This is a genomic window from Aurantiacibacter spongiae (assembly GCF_003815535.1).
Taxonomy (GTDB): domain Bacteria; phylum Pseudomonadota; class Alphaproteobacteria; order Sphingomonadales; family Sphingomonadaceae; genus Alteraurantiacibacter; species Alteraurantiacibacter spongiae.
Genome location: NZ_RPFZ01000001.1, coordinates 2,202,643 through 2,216,982 on the forward strand (window position 1 = coordinate 2,202,643; position 14,340 = coordinate 2,216,982).

Below are 14,340 nucleotides of genomic sequence, written 5' to 3' on the forward strand. Positions count from 1 at the left end.
GTCCATAGATGTGGGCGCAGCGGGAAGCGCCCAGGCGCGAACCGATCTTGAACAAGAAGGACTGGCAGAACTTACGTGACGGCTCCGGTACGCTTCCCCCGCTTTTTCGTGACCAGCCCCGCGCCGTGCCCCTATCTGCCCGGCCGGACGGAGCGCAAGGTGTTCACAGAGCTGAAGGGGCCGCATGCCGAACAGCTCAACGATGCGCTGGGTCGCATCGGTTTCCGGCGCAGCCAGACCGTCGCCTACCGCCCGTCATGTGCCGATTGCCGCGCCTGCGTATCCGTGCGCGTCGTGGCGGACGAATTTTGTCCGTCCTCATCGCAGAAGCGGATCGCAAAGCGCAATCGCGACCTCGTCGTCACCGAATGCCGTCCCTGGGCGACGGCCGAGCAGTTCGAGCTGCTGCAACGATATCTGGAGCATCGCCATCCCGGCGGGGGCATGGCTGCGATGGACGAGGTGGACTATGCCGACATGGTCGAACACACCAGCGTCACCACCGTCGTAACCGAGTACCGCGAACCCGCAAACAACGGAAAAGCTGGACGATTGGTCGCCGCTTGCCTAACCGATAGGCAGGGTGACGGGTTGTCGATGATCTACAGCTTCTACGACCCGGAGCACGAAGGACGTTCGGGTCTAGGGAACTATGTCATTCTCCACCATATCGCGCGGGCGGCGGACGAAGGCTTGCCTTTCGTCTATCTCGGCTATTGGGTCGAGGGTTCTGAGCGCATGCAGTACAAGGTCCGTTTCCGCCCGCTCGAGCGGCTCGGTCCCGATGGCTGGCACCGCATGTCCGACGAGGAGCAACGCGCCCATATCGAGCGCGTCGCAGCCGCCGGGCACGACCGCGCTCCCGCGGTCGACGGTGGATCGAAGGACAACACCCCGGGGCTGCAACGCGAATACAAGCTCGTCTGACCGCATCGCCCTTTTTCGACGAAACCTGCCCAAGCGAAGCCTGCGCGCCGCCACCGCGCTCGCCGCGGTGCTGTCGCTCGGTGCGCAGCCCTTCGCCGCGATGGCGCAGGAGCAGGGCGAGACGCAGGACACGCCGAGGCTGGAGGATCTGATCCCCGACGAGGCGGTCGAGAATCCGGAGGACTGGGCTTCGCGCGGGGTGCCTTCCGACACGGTTGACGACACGGCCCAGCCGGCCCTCGAGGCGGACGCCCCGCTGGCCGAGATGCCCCTCGTCACCATTCCCTGGCCGGAGGATATCGAGCTAACCGATATCCAGCCGCTGGAACCGGACGACCCGCCGGTCGAGTTCGTCACCTTCGACGAGGACGTGCCGCAGGTCGAGATGGGCAGCGACAACCGCCTGTCGGACGAACTCGTGCTGGTCTTCCCGTCGGATGAATCGCTGTTTCCCGTGCGCGACGAATTCCTCGAGCGGTTCGAGGGCCTGTCGACCATCGAGGAGCTGGACGACGACAACAACATCGCGCGTCTCGCCGCCCAGGCGCGGACCGACGAGGAATTGCTGCAACGCCTGCTGCGCGTCTACGGCTATTTCGATTCGCAGATCATCCGCTCGGTAGGCGACGTCGATGCGGCGTCCGACGCGGAGCTGGACGTGCCGGCGGTACGCTTCGACATCATTCCCGGTCCGCGCTACACCATCGGCGCTGTCGACCTCGGCAATCTCGCGGCAACCGGGTCCGACTACGACGAGCTGCGCGCCACCTACGAGGTATTTCCCGGCGACCTGATCTCGCTCGACGCGATCGAGAACGAGCAGTTCGATCTCGACGAGGCGCTGGGCGAGAGCGGCTATCCCTTCGCCGCGATCGAGGCGCCCAGCCTGCTGGTCGATCACGCCCGCGACGAAGGCGACGTGACGATGCCGGTGGAGCCGGGGGGCAAGTACAATTTCGGCTCGGTCGTCTCGACCCTGCCGGATTTCCTCTCGAGCGAGCATCTCTCGATGATCGCACGCTGGGACGAGGGCGATCTCTACATGCGCTCGGACGAGATGGACCTGCGCCGCGCGATCCTGGCCACGGGCCTGGTGGGTTCGGTCGAGCTTACGCCGGTGGTGGTCGAGGAACCGACCGCGGGCGAACCGGGCGTGGTGGATATCCGTGCGGACCTGACCAAGGCGCCGCTGCGCACGATCACCGCCGGCATCGGCTTCGGCACGGAAGAGGGCATCCGCATCGAAGGATCGTGGGAGCACCGCAACCTGTTCCCGCCCGAGGGCCTGCTGCGGGTCCGCGGCATTCTCGGCACGCAGGAACAGCTTGCGGGAGTCACCTTCCGCAAGAACAATTTCACCGGTCGCGACCGGGTGCTGACGCTGGACGCCTATGCCAGCACCATCGACTACGACCTCTACGATGCCCGCACGATCAGTGCGATCGGCACGTTCGAGAAGAAGAGCACGCTTCTCTACCAGAAGGAATTCAGCTGGTCGGCGGGGCTGGAACTGGTCGCCACGCAGGAGAGCGAGCGCGACATCGACGGCAACACGCTCGATCGGCAGACCTATTTCATCGCCGCGCTGCCGCTCTATGCCCAGATCGACGAATCGAACGATCTGCTCGACCCGACCGAGGGCTTCCGCGTCTCGGCCAGGATTTCTCCCGAGATTTCGCGCAACAACGATCTTGCGACGCAGAGTTTCTACGTCCGCAATCAGGTCGATGCCTCCTACTATCAGCGGGTCAGCGAGAACGTCGTGCTGGCGGGGCGGACGCGGCTCGCCAGCATTCCGGGTGTCGATGTGAACGAGATCGCGCCATCGCGCAGGCTGTATGCCGGCGGGGGCGGATCGGTGCGCGGTTACGGCTATCGCCAGATCGGCCCGCTCAACGACGCCGGCGTGCCGACGGGCGGCCGCTCGCTGGTTGAACTTTCGGCGGAGGCGCGCATCCGCACCGGCTATCTCGACGGATTGCTGAGCGTGGTTCCCTTCGTCGATGCAGGAACGGTCGGGCTGGAGGACACGCCCGATTTCGATACCGTGCGCGTGGGCGCGGGCGTGGGCGTCCGCTACCATTCGGGCTTCGGTCCGCTCCGCCTCGACGTCGCGTTCCCGCTCAATCCCGGTCCCAATGACGGCTGGATCGCGGTCTATGTCGCGCTGGGCCAGGCGTTCTGATGGCGGACGGGATCACCATCGACGGCGACGGCCCGGACCTGGAGGAGCGGCCGCCGGAAGAAGCGCCCGACGGCGGGCACAAGCGGGCGCTTGCGTGGAAGGCGCTAAGGATCCTGGGTTGGATCGTCATCGCCCTGCTGGCGCTGATCGTCCTGTTGATCGGCTTCCTCCATACCAAGCCCGGACGCGACTTCATCGTGGAGCAGATTTCCAGCTTCGCGCCCGCATCGGGCCTGTCCGTCGACGTGGGCAGCATAGACGGCTCGGTCCTGTGGAGCAGCACGCTCAACGACGTGAAGGTCTATGATGCGAACGGTACGCTGTTCCTGGAAGTGCCGTCGATCGACCTCAATTGGCGCCCCTACAAGTTCCTGTGGAGCGGGCTGGACGTGCGCGGTCTGGTGGTGAACGGGGGCACGCTTTATGCCCTGCCAGAACTCAATCCGGGCGATCCCGACGCGCCGATCCTGCCCGATTTCGATATTCGCGTGGACCGGTTCGCGATCCAGGACCTGACCATCGCAGAGGGGCTGATCGGCGACGAGCGCACAGTCAGTTTCCAGGCGAAGGCAGACATTCGCGACGGGCTGGTCTCTCTCGACAGCGAAGGCAGCTTCGGCGGCGGGGACGTGTTCAGCGCGCTTGTTTACGCCGAACCCGACGGCAACCGGTTCGATCTCGATCTCGACTGGCGTGCGCCCCGGGGCGGGTTCCTCGCGGAAATGGTCGGTGCAACCGATACGCTCGTCATCGACCTCGACGGTACCGGCACCTGGACGCAGTGGAACGGGCAGTTCGTGGCGCAGCAGGGCGACATCCGTCTCGCCGATCTCGACATTACCAATCGCGACGGGCGCTATCGCATCGCCGGCGCAGCCCGCCCCGGCCCCTATCTCGAGGGGCTACCGGCGCAGGCACTGGGCGAGACGGTGCAGCTCGTCGCGGAGGGGACGCTGGAGAACAGCGTGCTCGACGGGCGGTTCGAACTGGAAGGGAGCGGCGTCGCGGCGGCGGGCGTGGGCGCGATCGACCTCGCGAACAACGCCTTCGACAATCTGCGACTGAATGCGCAGCTTCTCGATCCCGCGCTGTTCGGACCCGACCTGACGCTGACCGATGCCCGGGTCGACGCGGTGCTGGACGGTGCCTTCCGCGAGCTCGACGTCCCCCACACCATCCGGGTGGGCGAGATCGACGCAGGCGGCACGATCGTGCGCGATCTGGTGCAGAAAGGCACGCTGACCTACGACGGGACGCGCTTCACCCTGCCGCTGGACGCGCGGATCGGGCGGGTCGTGAGCGGCAACGAACTCGTGGATCCTCGCCTTAACAACGGCCGGATCATGGGCACGCTGGTCTATTCCGGCTCGCGCCTCCTGTCGGATAACCTCGATATCCAGTTTCCCGGCCTTCAGGCGAGGCTCGGCCTGAACTCCGACTTCGCCACCGGCGTCACGCAATTGACCGGGCCGGTCAACATCGCCGACCTCATGCTGGAAAACATCGGCACGGTGGATGCCGGCGCGCGGATCGATTTCCGCATCGGCGGAGGCGCCCCGTGGCAGCTGGCGGCGCAATTGCAGGGCCGTCTGGACGACGTCACGAACGAGACGCTGGTGAACCTCGCCGGCGCAAACGTGCGCTTCGACGGCGGCATCGCCATAGGGGGCGCCGCGCCGCTGGTGTTCAGCGACTTCAACATCGACGCGACCAAGCTCACCGCGCATCTGGACGGGCGGGTGGACGACGGGACGACGACGCTGGCCGGCCGCGGGCGGCATGTCGAATACGGACCCTTCACCGTCGAGGCGACCATCGCCGAGGATGGACCGCGAGCCACCCTTGTCTTCGCCGATCCGTTCCCGGCTGCCGGACTGACCGATGTGCGCGTGACGCTCGCGCCTACGCCCGACGGCTTCCAGATCGAGACGAACGGCGGATCGTCCCTCGGTGCGTTCGACGGGCTGGTGTTCCTCAACATCGCGAATGACGGCACGACGAGCATCGACATCTCGCGCCTAGACGTCGCCGACACGCGGGTGGAAGGCACGCTGCAACTGGTCGAGGGAGGCATCGCCGGCGATCTGGGCATCAGCCGTGGCGGCGTGGACGGCACGGTGGCCCTGGCGGTGCGCGATGGCGGGCAGGGTTTCGACGTCGATCTGACCATGGATAACGCCCGCTTCGGCGGGGCGACGCCGCTCACCATCGCGCAGGGCCGCGTGGACGCCACCGGCCTGATCGCTCCTGGCAACACGACGATTACCGGCAATGCGCGCATCCAGGGTCTCAATTACGGCAGCTTCTTCGTCGGTCGCCTTGCGGCGCAGGCGCAGGTCGTGAACGGCGCGGGCCATTTCGACGCGGCGCTGAACGGGCGGCGTGGCGGACGGTTCGAACTTCTGGTCAATGGCGACGTCGCATCGGACCGGATCGCGGTCGCGGTGGACGGCTCCTACGCCGGACGCGACATCTCCATGCCGCGCCGCGCGGTGCTGACGCGCGCGCCCGGTGGAGGCTGGGAATTGCAGCGCAGCCAGTTTACCTATGGCGACGGCTTCGTCATCGCCAGCGGCCGTTTCGGGGGCAGCGAACCGACGCAGGGCCGGCTCGCCTTCTCCGACCTGCCGCTCGACCTCGCCGATGTCGCCGGTTCGGGGCTGGGGCTGGGGGGCACCATTTCGGGCGTGGTCGACCTCGCCACCGGGCCCGGCGGCTTGCCTACCGGAGAGGCGCGCATCAAGATCGACGATCTTACCCGGTCGAGCGCGCTGCTGACGTCATCCCCGATGGATATCGCGCTGGTCGCAGACCTGTCGCCCTCGCTGTTGCAGGCGCGCGCCGTTATGGCCGATGGCCGGGGTGCGCAAGGCCGCGTGCAGGCGCGTATCGCCAACCTGCCGCAAGGCGGCGGGCTGGCCGAGCGGCTCTACGCCGGTGATCTCTTCGCGCAGATGCGCTTCAGCGGATCGGCGGCGGCGCTATGGCGACTGGCGGCCATCGACCTCATCGATCTGACCGGTCCGGTGGCGGTGGCGGCGGACATACGCGGCACGCTCGGCAATCCGCAGGTCCGCGGATCGCTTTCGGGTGACAATCTGCGCGTGCGTTCGACGCTGACCGGAACCGACATAACGAATGTCGCGGCGCGCGGCCGCTTCAACGGATCCCGCCTCAACCTCACGAGTTTCGCGGGCGACGCGCCGGGCGGCGGACGTATCAACGGCAGCGGCTTCGTCGACCTCGCCAATATGGGCGCGGGCAGGGGGCCGAGGATCGATTTGCGGATGGCGGCCCGCAATGCCCGCATCCTGAATCTGGAGAACATGGGCGCGACCGTGACCGGACCGATGCGGATCGTGAGCAACGGCGTGGGCGGCACCATCGCCGGACGGCTGACCGTCAACGAAGCGCGCTGGAGCCTGGGCGGATCCGAGGCCATCGCCCAGCTTCCCAGCGTCGAGATCACCGAGGTCAACCTGCCCGCCGACATCGCGCCGGTGAACGAGAACACGGCGCCGTGGCGCTATCTGCTCGACATTCGCGCTCCGGGCGGGATCAAGGTCGATGGCATGGGCCTCGACAGCGAATGGCGGACCGAGAACCTCCAGGTGCGCGGCACGACCGACGATCCCCGGGTCGACGGGTCGGTCAGCATCGTGCCGCGTCAGGGGTTCTACGAATTTGCGGGCGTGCGGTTCGAGATCACCCGCGGCGAGATCTATTTCGACCGCAACGTGCCGATCGACCCGCGCATCGACCTCATCGCCGAAACCGATACGCAGAACCTGTCCGTCACGGTGAATGTGCGCGGCAATGCCAGCCAGCCGGAAATCACGTTCTCCAGCGTACCGGCGCTCCCCGAGGAGGAACTGCTCGCGCAATTGCTGTTCGGCGGTTCGATCGCCAACCTGTCGGCTACCGATGCCCTGCAACTCGGCTCGGCCGTGGCGTCGCTGCGTGGCGGGGGAGGCGCGGGACCGATCAACCAGTTGCGCGATGCCATCGGGCTGGACCGGCTGCGGATCGTGCCGGCCGATCCGGCGCTCGATCGCGGAACGTCGGTGGCTCTTGGCAAGAATTTCGGTCGCAAGCTGTATGGCGAAGTCATTACCGACGGTGCCGGCTACAACGCGACCTCGCTCGAGTTCCGGGTAACGAGCTGGCTCAACCTGCTGGCCACGGTCAGCACCATCGGGCGGCAAAGCGTCGCGGCGGAATACCGGCGGGACTACTGATCCGGCCAGGCCGGGTCGAGGCAGCGAAAGGGACGGTCGGTCGCCGCCCCTTTTCCCGGTACCGGATTTACCCGCTCATTCGCCGGAGCTGAAATCCTTCAGCACCGCGTCGATGGGAATGACCGCTCCGTTCGATCCCCGCGTTCCCGCGCCGGCGAGCCGCGCGCTCGTACCGTCGGCGGCCGTCACCGTGATGGCATCGCCGGAACCGCCGAAGGTAAGAGGGCCTTCGCCCATCGTCTCCATCGTGACCGCCTCTCCATCGGCGCCGGAAAGCGCGTCGGCGATGTCTTGCCTGGTGAGCGTACCGGGGACGATATGGCCACGCAGAACGGCGACGAGCGCGGCGCGATTGTCCTCGCTCCCCAGTTCGCCGGCCGCATCGCCGAGTTTGCCGAAAGCCTCGTTGGTCGGTGCGAAGACGGTGTAGGGCGCATTGCCGTCGAGCACGCCGGCAAGCCCCGCCTCGTTCAGCGCGTCGGCCAGCTGCGACAGGTCGGCCTCGTCTCCGAGTATGGCCGCGACGGTCTGCGTACTGGCCTCGGTCCGGGCAGCAGCATCTGTTTCGTCAGCCTGCGGATCGTATTCGCAAGCCGAAAGCGCCAGCAGCGCCGCGAGCCCGACGCCCGCCAGGGCAGGCTTCATCCGTGTCCATCCGCCGCTCATGCGATGAGCTCGATGGCGGCCTGGATCAGCTGCGTGGTCGGATCGACCCGATAGACGTAACCGTCATTGTAGCGATAATGCGCGTCGGGCGTGTCGTAATAGCGATCGCGATAGCTGTAGGGGACGTTGTAGACATCGTATCCCGCCGGCATGCGCTGCCCGACGGAGAACTGGTCACCCGTCAGCAGGGCGGCGATCGACGTGATGGCGCTCGTTTGCGGGTTCACGCGATAGACGACGTTGTCGGCGTACCGATACGAACCGGGCGAGCCGAGACCGTAATAGTCCTGGTAGTAGGCGGGCATCCTGCGATAGCCGTAATCCCCCGGCCACTGATTGCCGACCGACAATGCGCCGCCGAGCAGCGGAATGAAGCCGGAAACGGCATCGCCGTTGTAGCGCAGCAGATAGCCGTCGTCGTAATAGTAGCGTCCGTCATAGCCGCCATAGCCCCACCAGTCCGGTTGGTAGTTCGAATAGCGATAGCGATAGTCGCCGGTTCGGTTCTTCACCTGGCCCGGCGGATTGCACCCGTTGCGCTTCTTGGCGAGGCCGGGAGGGCAGCCGTCGATGATGCCGGTTCGCTGGTAGAAGCTCCGGTCGAGATAGCGGTCGGCGCCGCCGTAATCGCGGTCGCGATAGTCGCGCTCCCGGTACGAGCCTTCGCGGTAGTCGCCGACCCGGCGATCGTACTCCCGGCGAACGGAATCGCGGTTGTCGCCCCGGCGCACGGTTGTCTCCCGGCGCTGGGCCTGGCTGTTCGCGTTGCCGACGCCGCGATTGTCGCGCCGCGCATTGCCATTTGCGTTGCCCTGAACATCGCGCTGAACCCGGGCCGCATTGCCATTACCGTTGCCCCGGTCGGACGGGCGCGCGTCGCGGCGCGCAGTGCCGTTCCCGCCGTTGCCGCGATCGGCGTTGCCGTTGCCTCTGTTGGCGTTGCCGTTTCCGTTGCCTCGTCCGTTACCGTTGCCGAGGCTGGAGGGACCGGCCCGGTCGGCACCGGGGCCGTGGCCATTGCCATTGCCATTGCCGTGACCCTTGCCGTTGCCCTGGGCCAGCGCGGGGGTTGCGGCGAGCGCCAGCGCCGAGACGCCTGCTATCATCCACTTCATCGTGTATCTCCTGATCTTGCCGTATGAAACGCCGGCGCGCGGCGGCGGGTTCCGTTGACCAGGTCGTTGTGCGCCGTTCAGCTGCGGTAGAGGGCAGCTTCGGCGGCGCGGCGCCGCGCGAGACCGCGCATTTCGCGCCCCCCGGCGAAGCGCCAGCGAGCGAATTCGCGGGCGGCAGCCTCGTGGTCGCCGGCCCGGTGCAGCTTCGTCAGCGTGGCGGAGCGAATGGCGCCGGTGTTGTAGTGAAAGCTGACCAGCGCGTCGAACTGCGTCTGGCGGGTGGATGCGTTGCCGATCGCATCGGCAACGTCCGCGGCGTAGCGGGCGAGGTCGCTTTCCAGCCGCGCGTCGCATTGCCCCTGGGTCCAGACCGTGCCGCGTCCGATGCGTCCGCCGTGGACGTGGTCCCGCCCCGTCGCACCCCATCCGATGGTCCACGGTTCGCCCCCCGTGCCGGGGTCGGGATAGGCTTCGAGCGTCCCGTCGCCGCGCCGCTTCGCGCAGCCTTCGTAGGCCTTGACGAGCGCGATCCCCGCAGGCCCGATTTCGCGGGCCGTGCGCGAAGGTGTGACAGGTGTGACAGTGTCCTGGGCCAAAGCGCCCCGGCCCGGGTTCGCGGAGTCGAGAAGGTCGTCGAGGGCGTCAACCTCGGACTGGCGAAAGGGCCGTCCGATCAGGTGCCGGATGAGGTCGAACAGGGGTCGGCGGGTATCGGACATGGCGGTGCGGCCTTCGTTATCAGGAATGGGGGCGGCGGGGCTAGGACGCACGGGAACGTGTAGGAAAGCTGTAAAGAGCTCTTGACTGTAAAGAGCTCTTGTCAGTAAAGAGCTCTTTACAAGAGGCAGCGATTCGAAGGGGGCCGGTGGAAAACCGCGTGAAACATTTTCGCGAAACCGCCGGCTGGAGCCAGGGCGAACTCGCCCGCCGGCTCGGCGTCTCGCGGCAGACGATCAACGCGGTGGAAACCGACAAGTACGATCCCAGCCTGCCGCTGGCGCTGCGCATGGCGAAGCTTTTCGCCGTCGGCGTACCGCAGATTTTCATCGACGACTGGACACCGGAGGCGGAGTGATGGCCATGGCATTCGAGACGGACAATTCGCGAGGCAAGCCCCGTCGCAAGACGAAGAAGACCGTCATCGCGACGGCGGGCGGGGGGCTGACCGGCTTTCTCGGCGCGATGGCCGTGACCGAACTGGCCGAAAGCGGGATGCTGGGCGACTTCGGGCCGTCGCAGGAAATCGCGGCGCTGGTGGCGATGATCTACCTCGTGACCGCGCTCGCGGTTGGCATCGGCCTTGCCAGCCCCGGCTTCGGTGCGCGGTTCCTGAATGTCGAGGACGCGGAGGAACTGCGCGAGCAGCGCCGGATGCTCGGCTACAGCAGCGCCGGCATGGTCGCACTCGGCGTCGCGCTGATCCTGGCCGCGCTCGCCGCGCCGGTCGGGCCGGTCCCGGAGACGGTGGCGCTGGTCGCCGTCGTCCTTCTGGTGGCGTTCGCCTGGTGGGCCGGTGCGCGCCAGCGCCGCCATACCGACGAACTGATGAACAGCGTCTCGCGCGAGGCGACCTCGATCGGCTTCTACCTGCTGTTTCTGATCGGCGGCGGCTGGGCGCTGCTCGCCCATGTCGGCTACGCCCCGGCTCCGGCACCGCTCGACTGGCTGACCATGTTCGCCGGCCTGCTGCTGCTCGCCGCCTTCATCGCCGGCGGCAAGCGCGGGCTGCTGGCCATGCGGTGATCGGGCCGGGCTGCACGCGATAGGGCCGCCCGGTTTCCCGAGCGGCCCCCTTGGTGATCTGCTGATCGCGGCGCGTCAGGCGCTGTAGTACAGATCGAATTCAACCGCCGTCGGCGTGGTTTCCACGCGCATCACCTCTTCCCATTTCAGTTCGCAATAGGCGTCGATCTGGTCCTTGGTGAAGACGTCGCCGGCGAGCAGGAAGTCGTGATCGTTTTCCAGCTCCGTCAGCGCCTCGCGCAGGGACGCGCAGACCGTGGGGACATCGGCCAGTTCGGCCGGTGGCAGGTCGTAGAGGTTCTTGTCCATCGCCTCGCCGGGATGGATCTTGTTCTGGATGCCGTCGAGGCCCGCCATCAGCAGCGCCGAATAGGCGAGATAGGGGTTGGCCATCGCATCGGGGAAGCGGAACTCCACGCGCTTCGCCTTCTCGCCCGATCCGTAGGGGATGCGGCACGAGGCCGAGCGGTTCCGCGCCGAATAGGCGAGCAGCACCGGCGCCTCGAACCCGGGGACCAGTCGCTTGTAGCTGTTGGTCGTGGGATTGGTGAAGGCGTTCAGCGCCTTGGCGTGCTTGATGACGCCGCCGATGTAATAGAGGCAGGTGTCCGACAGGCCGGCATAGCCGTTTCCGGCGAAGGTCGGCTTGCCGCCGTCCCAGATCGACATATGGGTGTGCATCCCGGAACCGTTGTCGTCCTTGATCGGCTTGGGCATGAAGGTCGCCGTCTTGCCGTAGGCGTGGGCGACCTGGTGCACGACGTACTTGTAGACCTGCATCCGGTCGGCGGTTTCCACCAGCGTGCCGAAGGTCAGGCCCAGTTCGTGCTGCGCGGCGGCCACCTCGTGGTGATGCTTGTCGCACGGCAGACCCATTTCGAGCATGGTCGAGACCATCTCACCGCGAATGTCGACAGCGCTGTCGACGGGCGCGACGGGGAAGTAGCCGCCCTTGGCGCGCGGGCGGTGGCCCATATTGCCCATTTCCATCTCGGTCGCCGAGTTGGTCGGCAGCTCCACGTCGTCGATCTGGTAGCCCGATCCGGCATAGCCGTCCTCGAAGCGCACGTCGTCGAACATGAAGAACTCGGCTTCCGGACCGACATATACGGTGTCGCCGATGCCGGTGCTCTTGAGATAGGCCTCGGCCCGCTTGGCGGTGGAGCGCGGATCGCGGTTGTAGCCTTCCCCGGTGGAGGGCTCCACGATGTCGCAGCACAGCACCATCATCGGCGTGGCGCTGAAGGGGTCGATATAGGCCGCGTCGAGATCGGGCTTCAGGATCATGTCGGATTCGTTGATGACCTTCCACCCGGCGATGGAAGAGCCATCGAACATCAGCCCTTCTTCGAGCTGATCCTCGTCGAGCGCGCCCGCGACCATCGACAGGTGCTGCCACTTGCCCTTGGGATCGGTGAAGCGAAGGTCGACATACTCGATCTCCTCGTCCTTGATACGCTTGATGATGTCGGATGCGCTGGTGGCCATGTGGCTGTTTCCCTTCCTGGGTTGCTTGGTGTTCGTTCGGTAGTCGGGTTCGCTGACGCGCCGCGTATCGCCGCGGCAGGTGTCAGAGCGCCGCCTCGTCCTGCTCCCCGGTGCGGATGCGGATGGCGGAGCCGATGTCGGAGACGAAGATCTTGCCGTCGCCGATGCGACCGGTCTTGGCGGCGCCGGCGATGGCTTCCACGACCTGATCCGCCAGCGTGGCGGGCACGATCACTTCCAGCTTCACCTTGGGCAGGAAATCGACCACGTATTCGGCGCCGCGGTAAAGCTCGGTATGGCCCTTCTGCCGACCGAAGCCCTTGGCCTCGGTCACGGTGATGCCGGACACGCCGACCTCGTGCAGGGCGTCCTTCACCTCGTCCAGCTTGAACGGTTTGATGATGGCTTCGATCTTCTTCACGTGTTCCCCGTCATGCAGCTTCCGCGTCGCGTGGTCCGGTATGGCAACGCAGCGAAGGCCCGCTTGCTCCCGCCCTTTTGGGGGGAAGACCATTCGCCCGCGTGCGATTCAAGTTTCGTGCCAGACGCGGGCCTGTCCCCTCCGTCGGAAGACCCGCGAGTCGCGCGGTGGACGGCGCGGGGGCGGGACAGTTGGTGGCGGCATTTTGGGCAGCGCTGCCCAAATCGCGGGCAGGACGGTCAGCCATCAGATGCGCAATCCCGCCAGCGGATCGCACCCCGCCATCAGGTTGAGCGACTGCACCGCGGCGCCGCTGGCGCCCTTTCCCAGATTGTCGAGCATGGCGACGAGCCGCGCGGCCTTCTCGTCCGGTCCGCCGAACACGAACAGGTCGAGGCGGTCGGTCGCCTCCGCCCCTTCGCGCAGCAGCAGTTCGTCGGGGTTGTCGCGGTGCACCCGCACCAGCGGTGCGTCCGCGTAATAGCGCGAGAGTTCTTCGCGCAGCACCGCGGGGGAGGCGGCGTTGCGCATGGCGGCGACGGGCACCGGCACCTCCACGATCATGCCGCGCATGGCCGGCACCACGGCGGGCGAGAAGACCGGCGCGTGATCGAGCCCGGCCTTCGACTGCATCTCTGGCAGGTGCTTGTGATCGAGCGACAGGCCGTAGCTGCGAAAAGCGATGTCGCGCTCCTCCCCGAAGCGCTCGATCAGGGCCTTGCCCCCGCCCGAATAGCCGGAGACGGCGTGGACCGAATAGGGCCAGGAGCGGGGCAGCAATCCGGCGCGCACCAGCGGCGCGACGAGCGCGAGGAAGCCGGTGGGGTAGCAACCCGGATTGGACACCTTGCGCGCGCTTTCCACGGCCTTCGTGCCGACGAGTTCGGGAAAGCCGTAGATCCAGCCCGATCCGGTGCGGTGCGCGCTCGATGCATCGATGATGCGGGTCTTGCTGTTCGCCTCGATCATGGAGACCGCGTCGCGCGCGGCGTCGTCGGGCAGACATAGAATGACGAAATCGGCGAAATTGAGCGCGGTCCGGCGGCAGTCTCGATCCTTGCGTTCCGCCTCGTTCAGGCGGACGATGTCGAATTCCTCCCGGCCCTCCAGCCGCTCGGCAATCTCTATCCCGGTCGTCCCGGCCGCGCCGTCGATGAAGACGCAATGGGCCATCAGCCCAGGCTCTCCAGCCGGTCCGTGCGGATGTAGCCCACCGGCCCCTCCAGCGACAGGCAACCCCACGCCCAGCCGCCGATCACGTCGAGCACTTCGAAACTGTCGCCTTCCAGCAGGGCGCAGATCTCCTCGCCGCGCTCACCCGGCTCGCTCATCAGCGTGGCGCCGCCCGGCATCACGCCGCGCGGCTGGGGCACGGCATAATGCGGCACGAAATGCGTTCCCGCGAGGGCGACATGGGCCAAATCGCCGCGAATGGGGACGGCGCGCGGATCGGGCCGCGCGACCGGCCCGGTCAGCGCGTAAGGCCCGTGTGCGCTACTGCCCGAATGCCTCGCGCCCCTGTTGTGATCGCCCTCGCTCAAGCGTCGCTCTACCCGT

General features: G+C 66.8%; 12 protein-coding genes. 5 read left to right on the forward strand and 7 right to left on the reverse strand.

Annotated elements, in window-relative coordinates:
• Positions 1 to 75 precede the first annotated feature (75 nt).
• From EG799_RS10715 to EG799_RS10725, 3 genes are read left to right on the forward strand one after another with little or no spacing between them, the layout of a single operon-like run.
• Entirely contained in the window at positions 76 to 927 is an 852-nt protein-coding gene (locus EG799_RS10715; protein WP_123881044.1) for an arginyltransferase, read from the forward strand.
• Positions 875 to 3,112: an autotransporter assembly complex protein TamA gene (locus tag EG799_RS10720; RefSeq protein ID WP_234029125.1), complete on the forward strand. Its 2,238-nt coding sequence runs from the start codon at positions 875 to 877 to the stop codon at positions 3,110 to 3,112. Before EG799_RS10715 ends, EG799_RS10720 begins: the two co-directional genes overlap by 53 nt.
• Entirely contained in the window at positions 3,112 to 7,350 is a 4,239-nt protein-coding gene (locus tag EG799_RS10725; RefSeq protein ID WP_123881046.1) for a translocation/assembly module TamB domain-containing protein, read from the forward strand. The genes EG799_RS10720 and EG799_RS10725 overlap by 1 nt, the downstream gene beginning before the upstream one ends.
• A 75-nt stretch (positions 7,351 to 7,425) precedes the next feature.
• On the opposite strand, the gene EG799_RS10730 is transcribed toward EG799_RS10725, so the two are convergent.
• The 3 genes from EG799_RS10730 to EG799_RS10740 form a co-directional block, all read right to left on the reverse strand.
• Positions 7,426 to 7,995, reverse strand: a complete 570-nt coding sequence (locus EG799_RS10730; RefSeq protein ID WP_158611064.1) for a fasciclin domain-containing protein — start codon at positions 7,993 to 7,995, stop codon at positions 7,426 to 7,428.
• 17 nt (positions 7,996 to 8,012) lie between these two features.
• Positions 8,013 to 9,131, reverse strand: a complete 1,119-nt coding sequence (locus EG799_RS10735) for a hypothetical protein (RefSeq protein WP_123881050.1) — start codon at positions 9,129 to 9,131, stop codon at positions 8,013 to 8,015.
• Between the two features lie 77 nt (positions 9,132 to 9,208).
• Positions 9,209 to 9,850 carry a lysozyme gene (locus tag EG799_RS10740; protein WP_123881052.1) on the reverse strand — a complete coding sequence of 214 codons (642 nt, stop codon included), beginning with the start codon at positions 9,848 to 9,850 and terminating at the stop codon, positions 9,209 to 9,211.
• 146 nt (positions 9,851 to 9,996) lie between these two features.
• On the opposite strand from EG799_RS10740, the gene EG799_RS10745 reads away from it, so the two are divergent.
• Positions 9,997 to 10,206, forward strand: a complete 210-nt coding sequence (locus EG799_RS10745; protein ID WP_123881053.1) for a helix-turn-helix transcriptional regulator — start codon at positions 9,997 to 9,999, stop codon at positions 10,204 to 10,206.
• Positions 10,206 to 10,874, forward strand: a complete 669-nt coding sequence (locus tag EG799_RS10750; RefSeq protein ID WP_123881055.1) for a hypothetical protein — start codon at positions 10,206 to 10,208, stop codon at positions 10,872 to 10,874. Before EG799_RS10745 ends, EG799_RS10750 begins: the two co-directional genes overlap by 1 nt.
• Positions 10,875 to 10,949: 75 nt before the next feature.
• Here EG799_RS10750 and glnA read toward each other — a convergent pair whose 3' ends face one another.
• The 4 genes from glnA to EG799_RS10770 all read right to left on the reverse strand — a co-directional run bounded on the left by glnA (position 10,950) and on the right by EG799_RS10770 (position 14,324).
• On the reverse strand, positions 10,950 to 12,362 hold the full coding sequence (glnA, locus tag EG799_RS10755) for a type I glutamate--ammonia ligase (RefSeq protein WP_123881057.1): 1,413 nt from the start codon (positions 12,360 to 12,362) through the stop codon (positions 10,950 to 10,952).
• An 82-nt stretch (positions 12,363 to 12,444) separates the two neighbouring features.
• Positions 12,445 to 12,783: a P-II family nitrogen regulator gene (locus tag EG799_RS10760; RefSeq protein ID WP_123881059.1), complete on the reverse strand. Its 339-nt coding sequence runs from the start codon at positions 12,781 to 12,783 to the stop codon at positions 12,445 to 12,447.
• Positions 12,784 to 13,029: 246 nt separating this feature from the next.
• Positions 13,030 to 13,956, reverse strand: a complete 927-nt coding sequence (gene argC, locus EG799_RS10765) for an N-acetyl-gamma-glutamyl-phosphate reductase (RefSeq protein ID WP_123881061.1) — start codon at positions 13,954 to 13,956, stop codon at positions 13,030 to 13,032.
• On the reverse strand, positions 13,956 to 14,324 hold the full coding sequence (locus EG799_RS10770; RefSeq protein ID WP_234029126.1) for an SH3 domain-containing protein: 369 nt from the start codon (positions 14,322 to 14,324) through the stop codon (positions 13,956 to 13,958). The genes argC and EG799_RS10770 overlap by 1 nt, the downstream gene beginning before the upstream one ends.
• Positions 14,325 to 14,340: the final 16 nt, after the last annotated feature.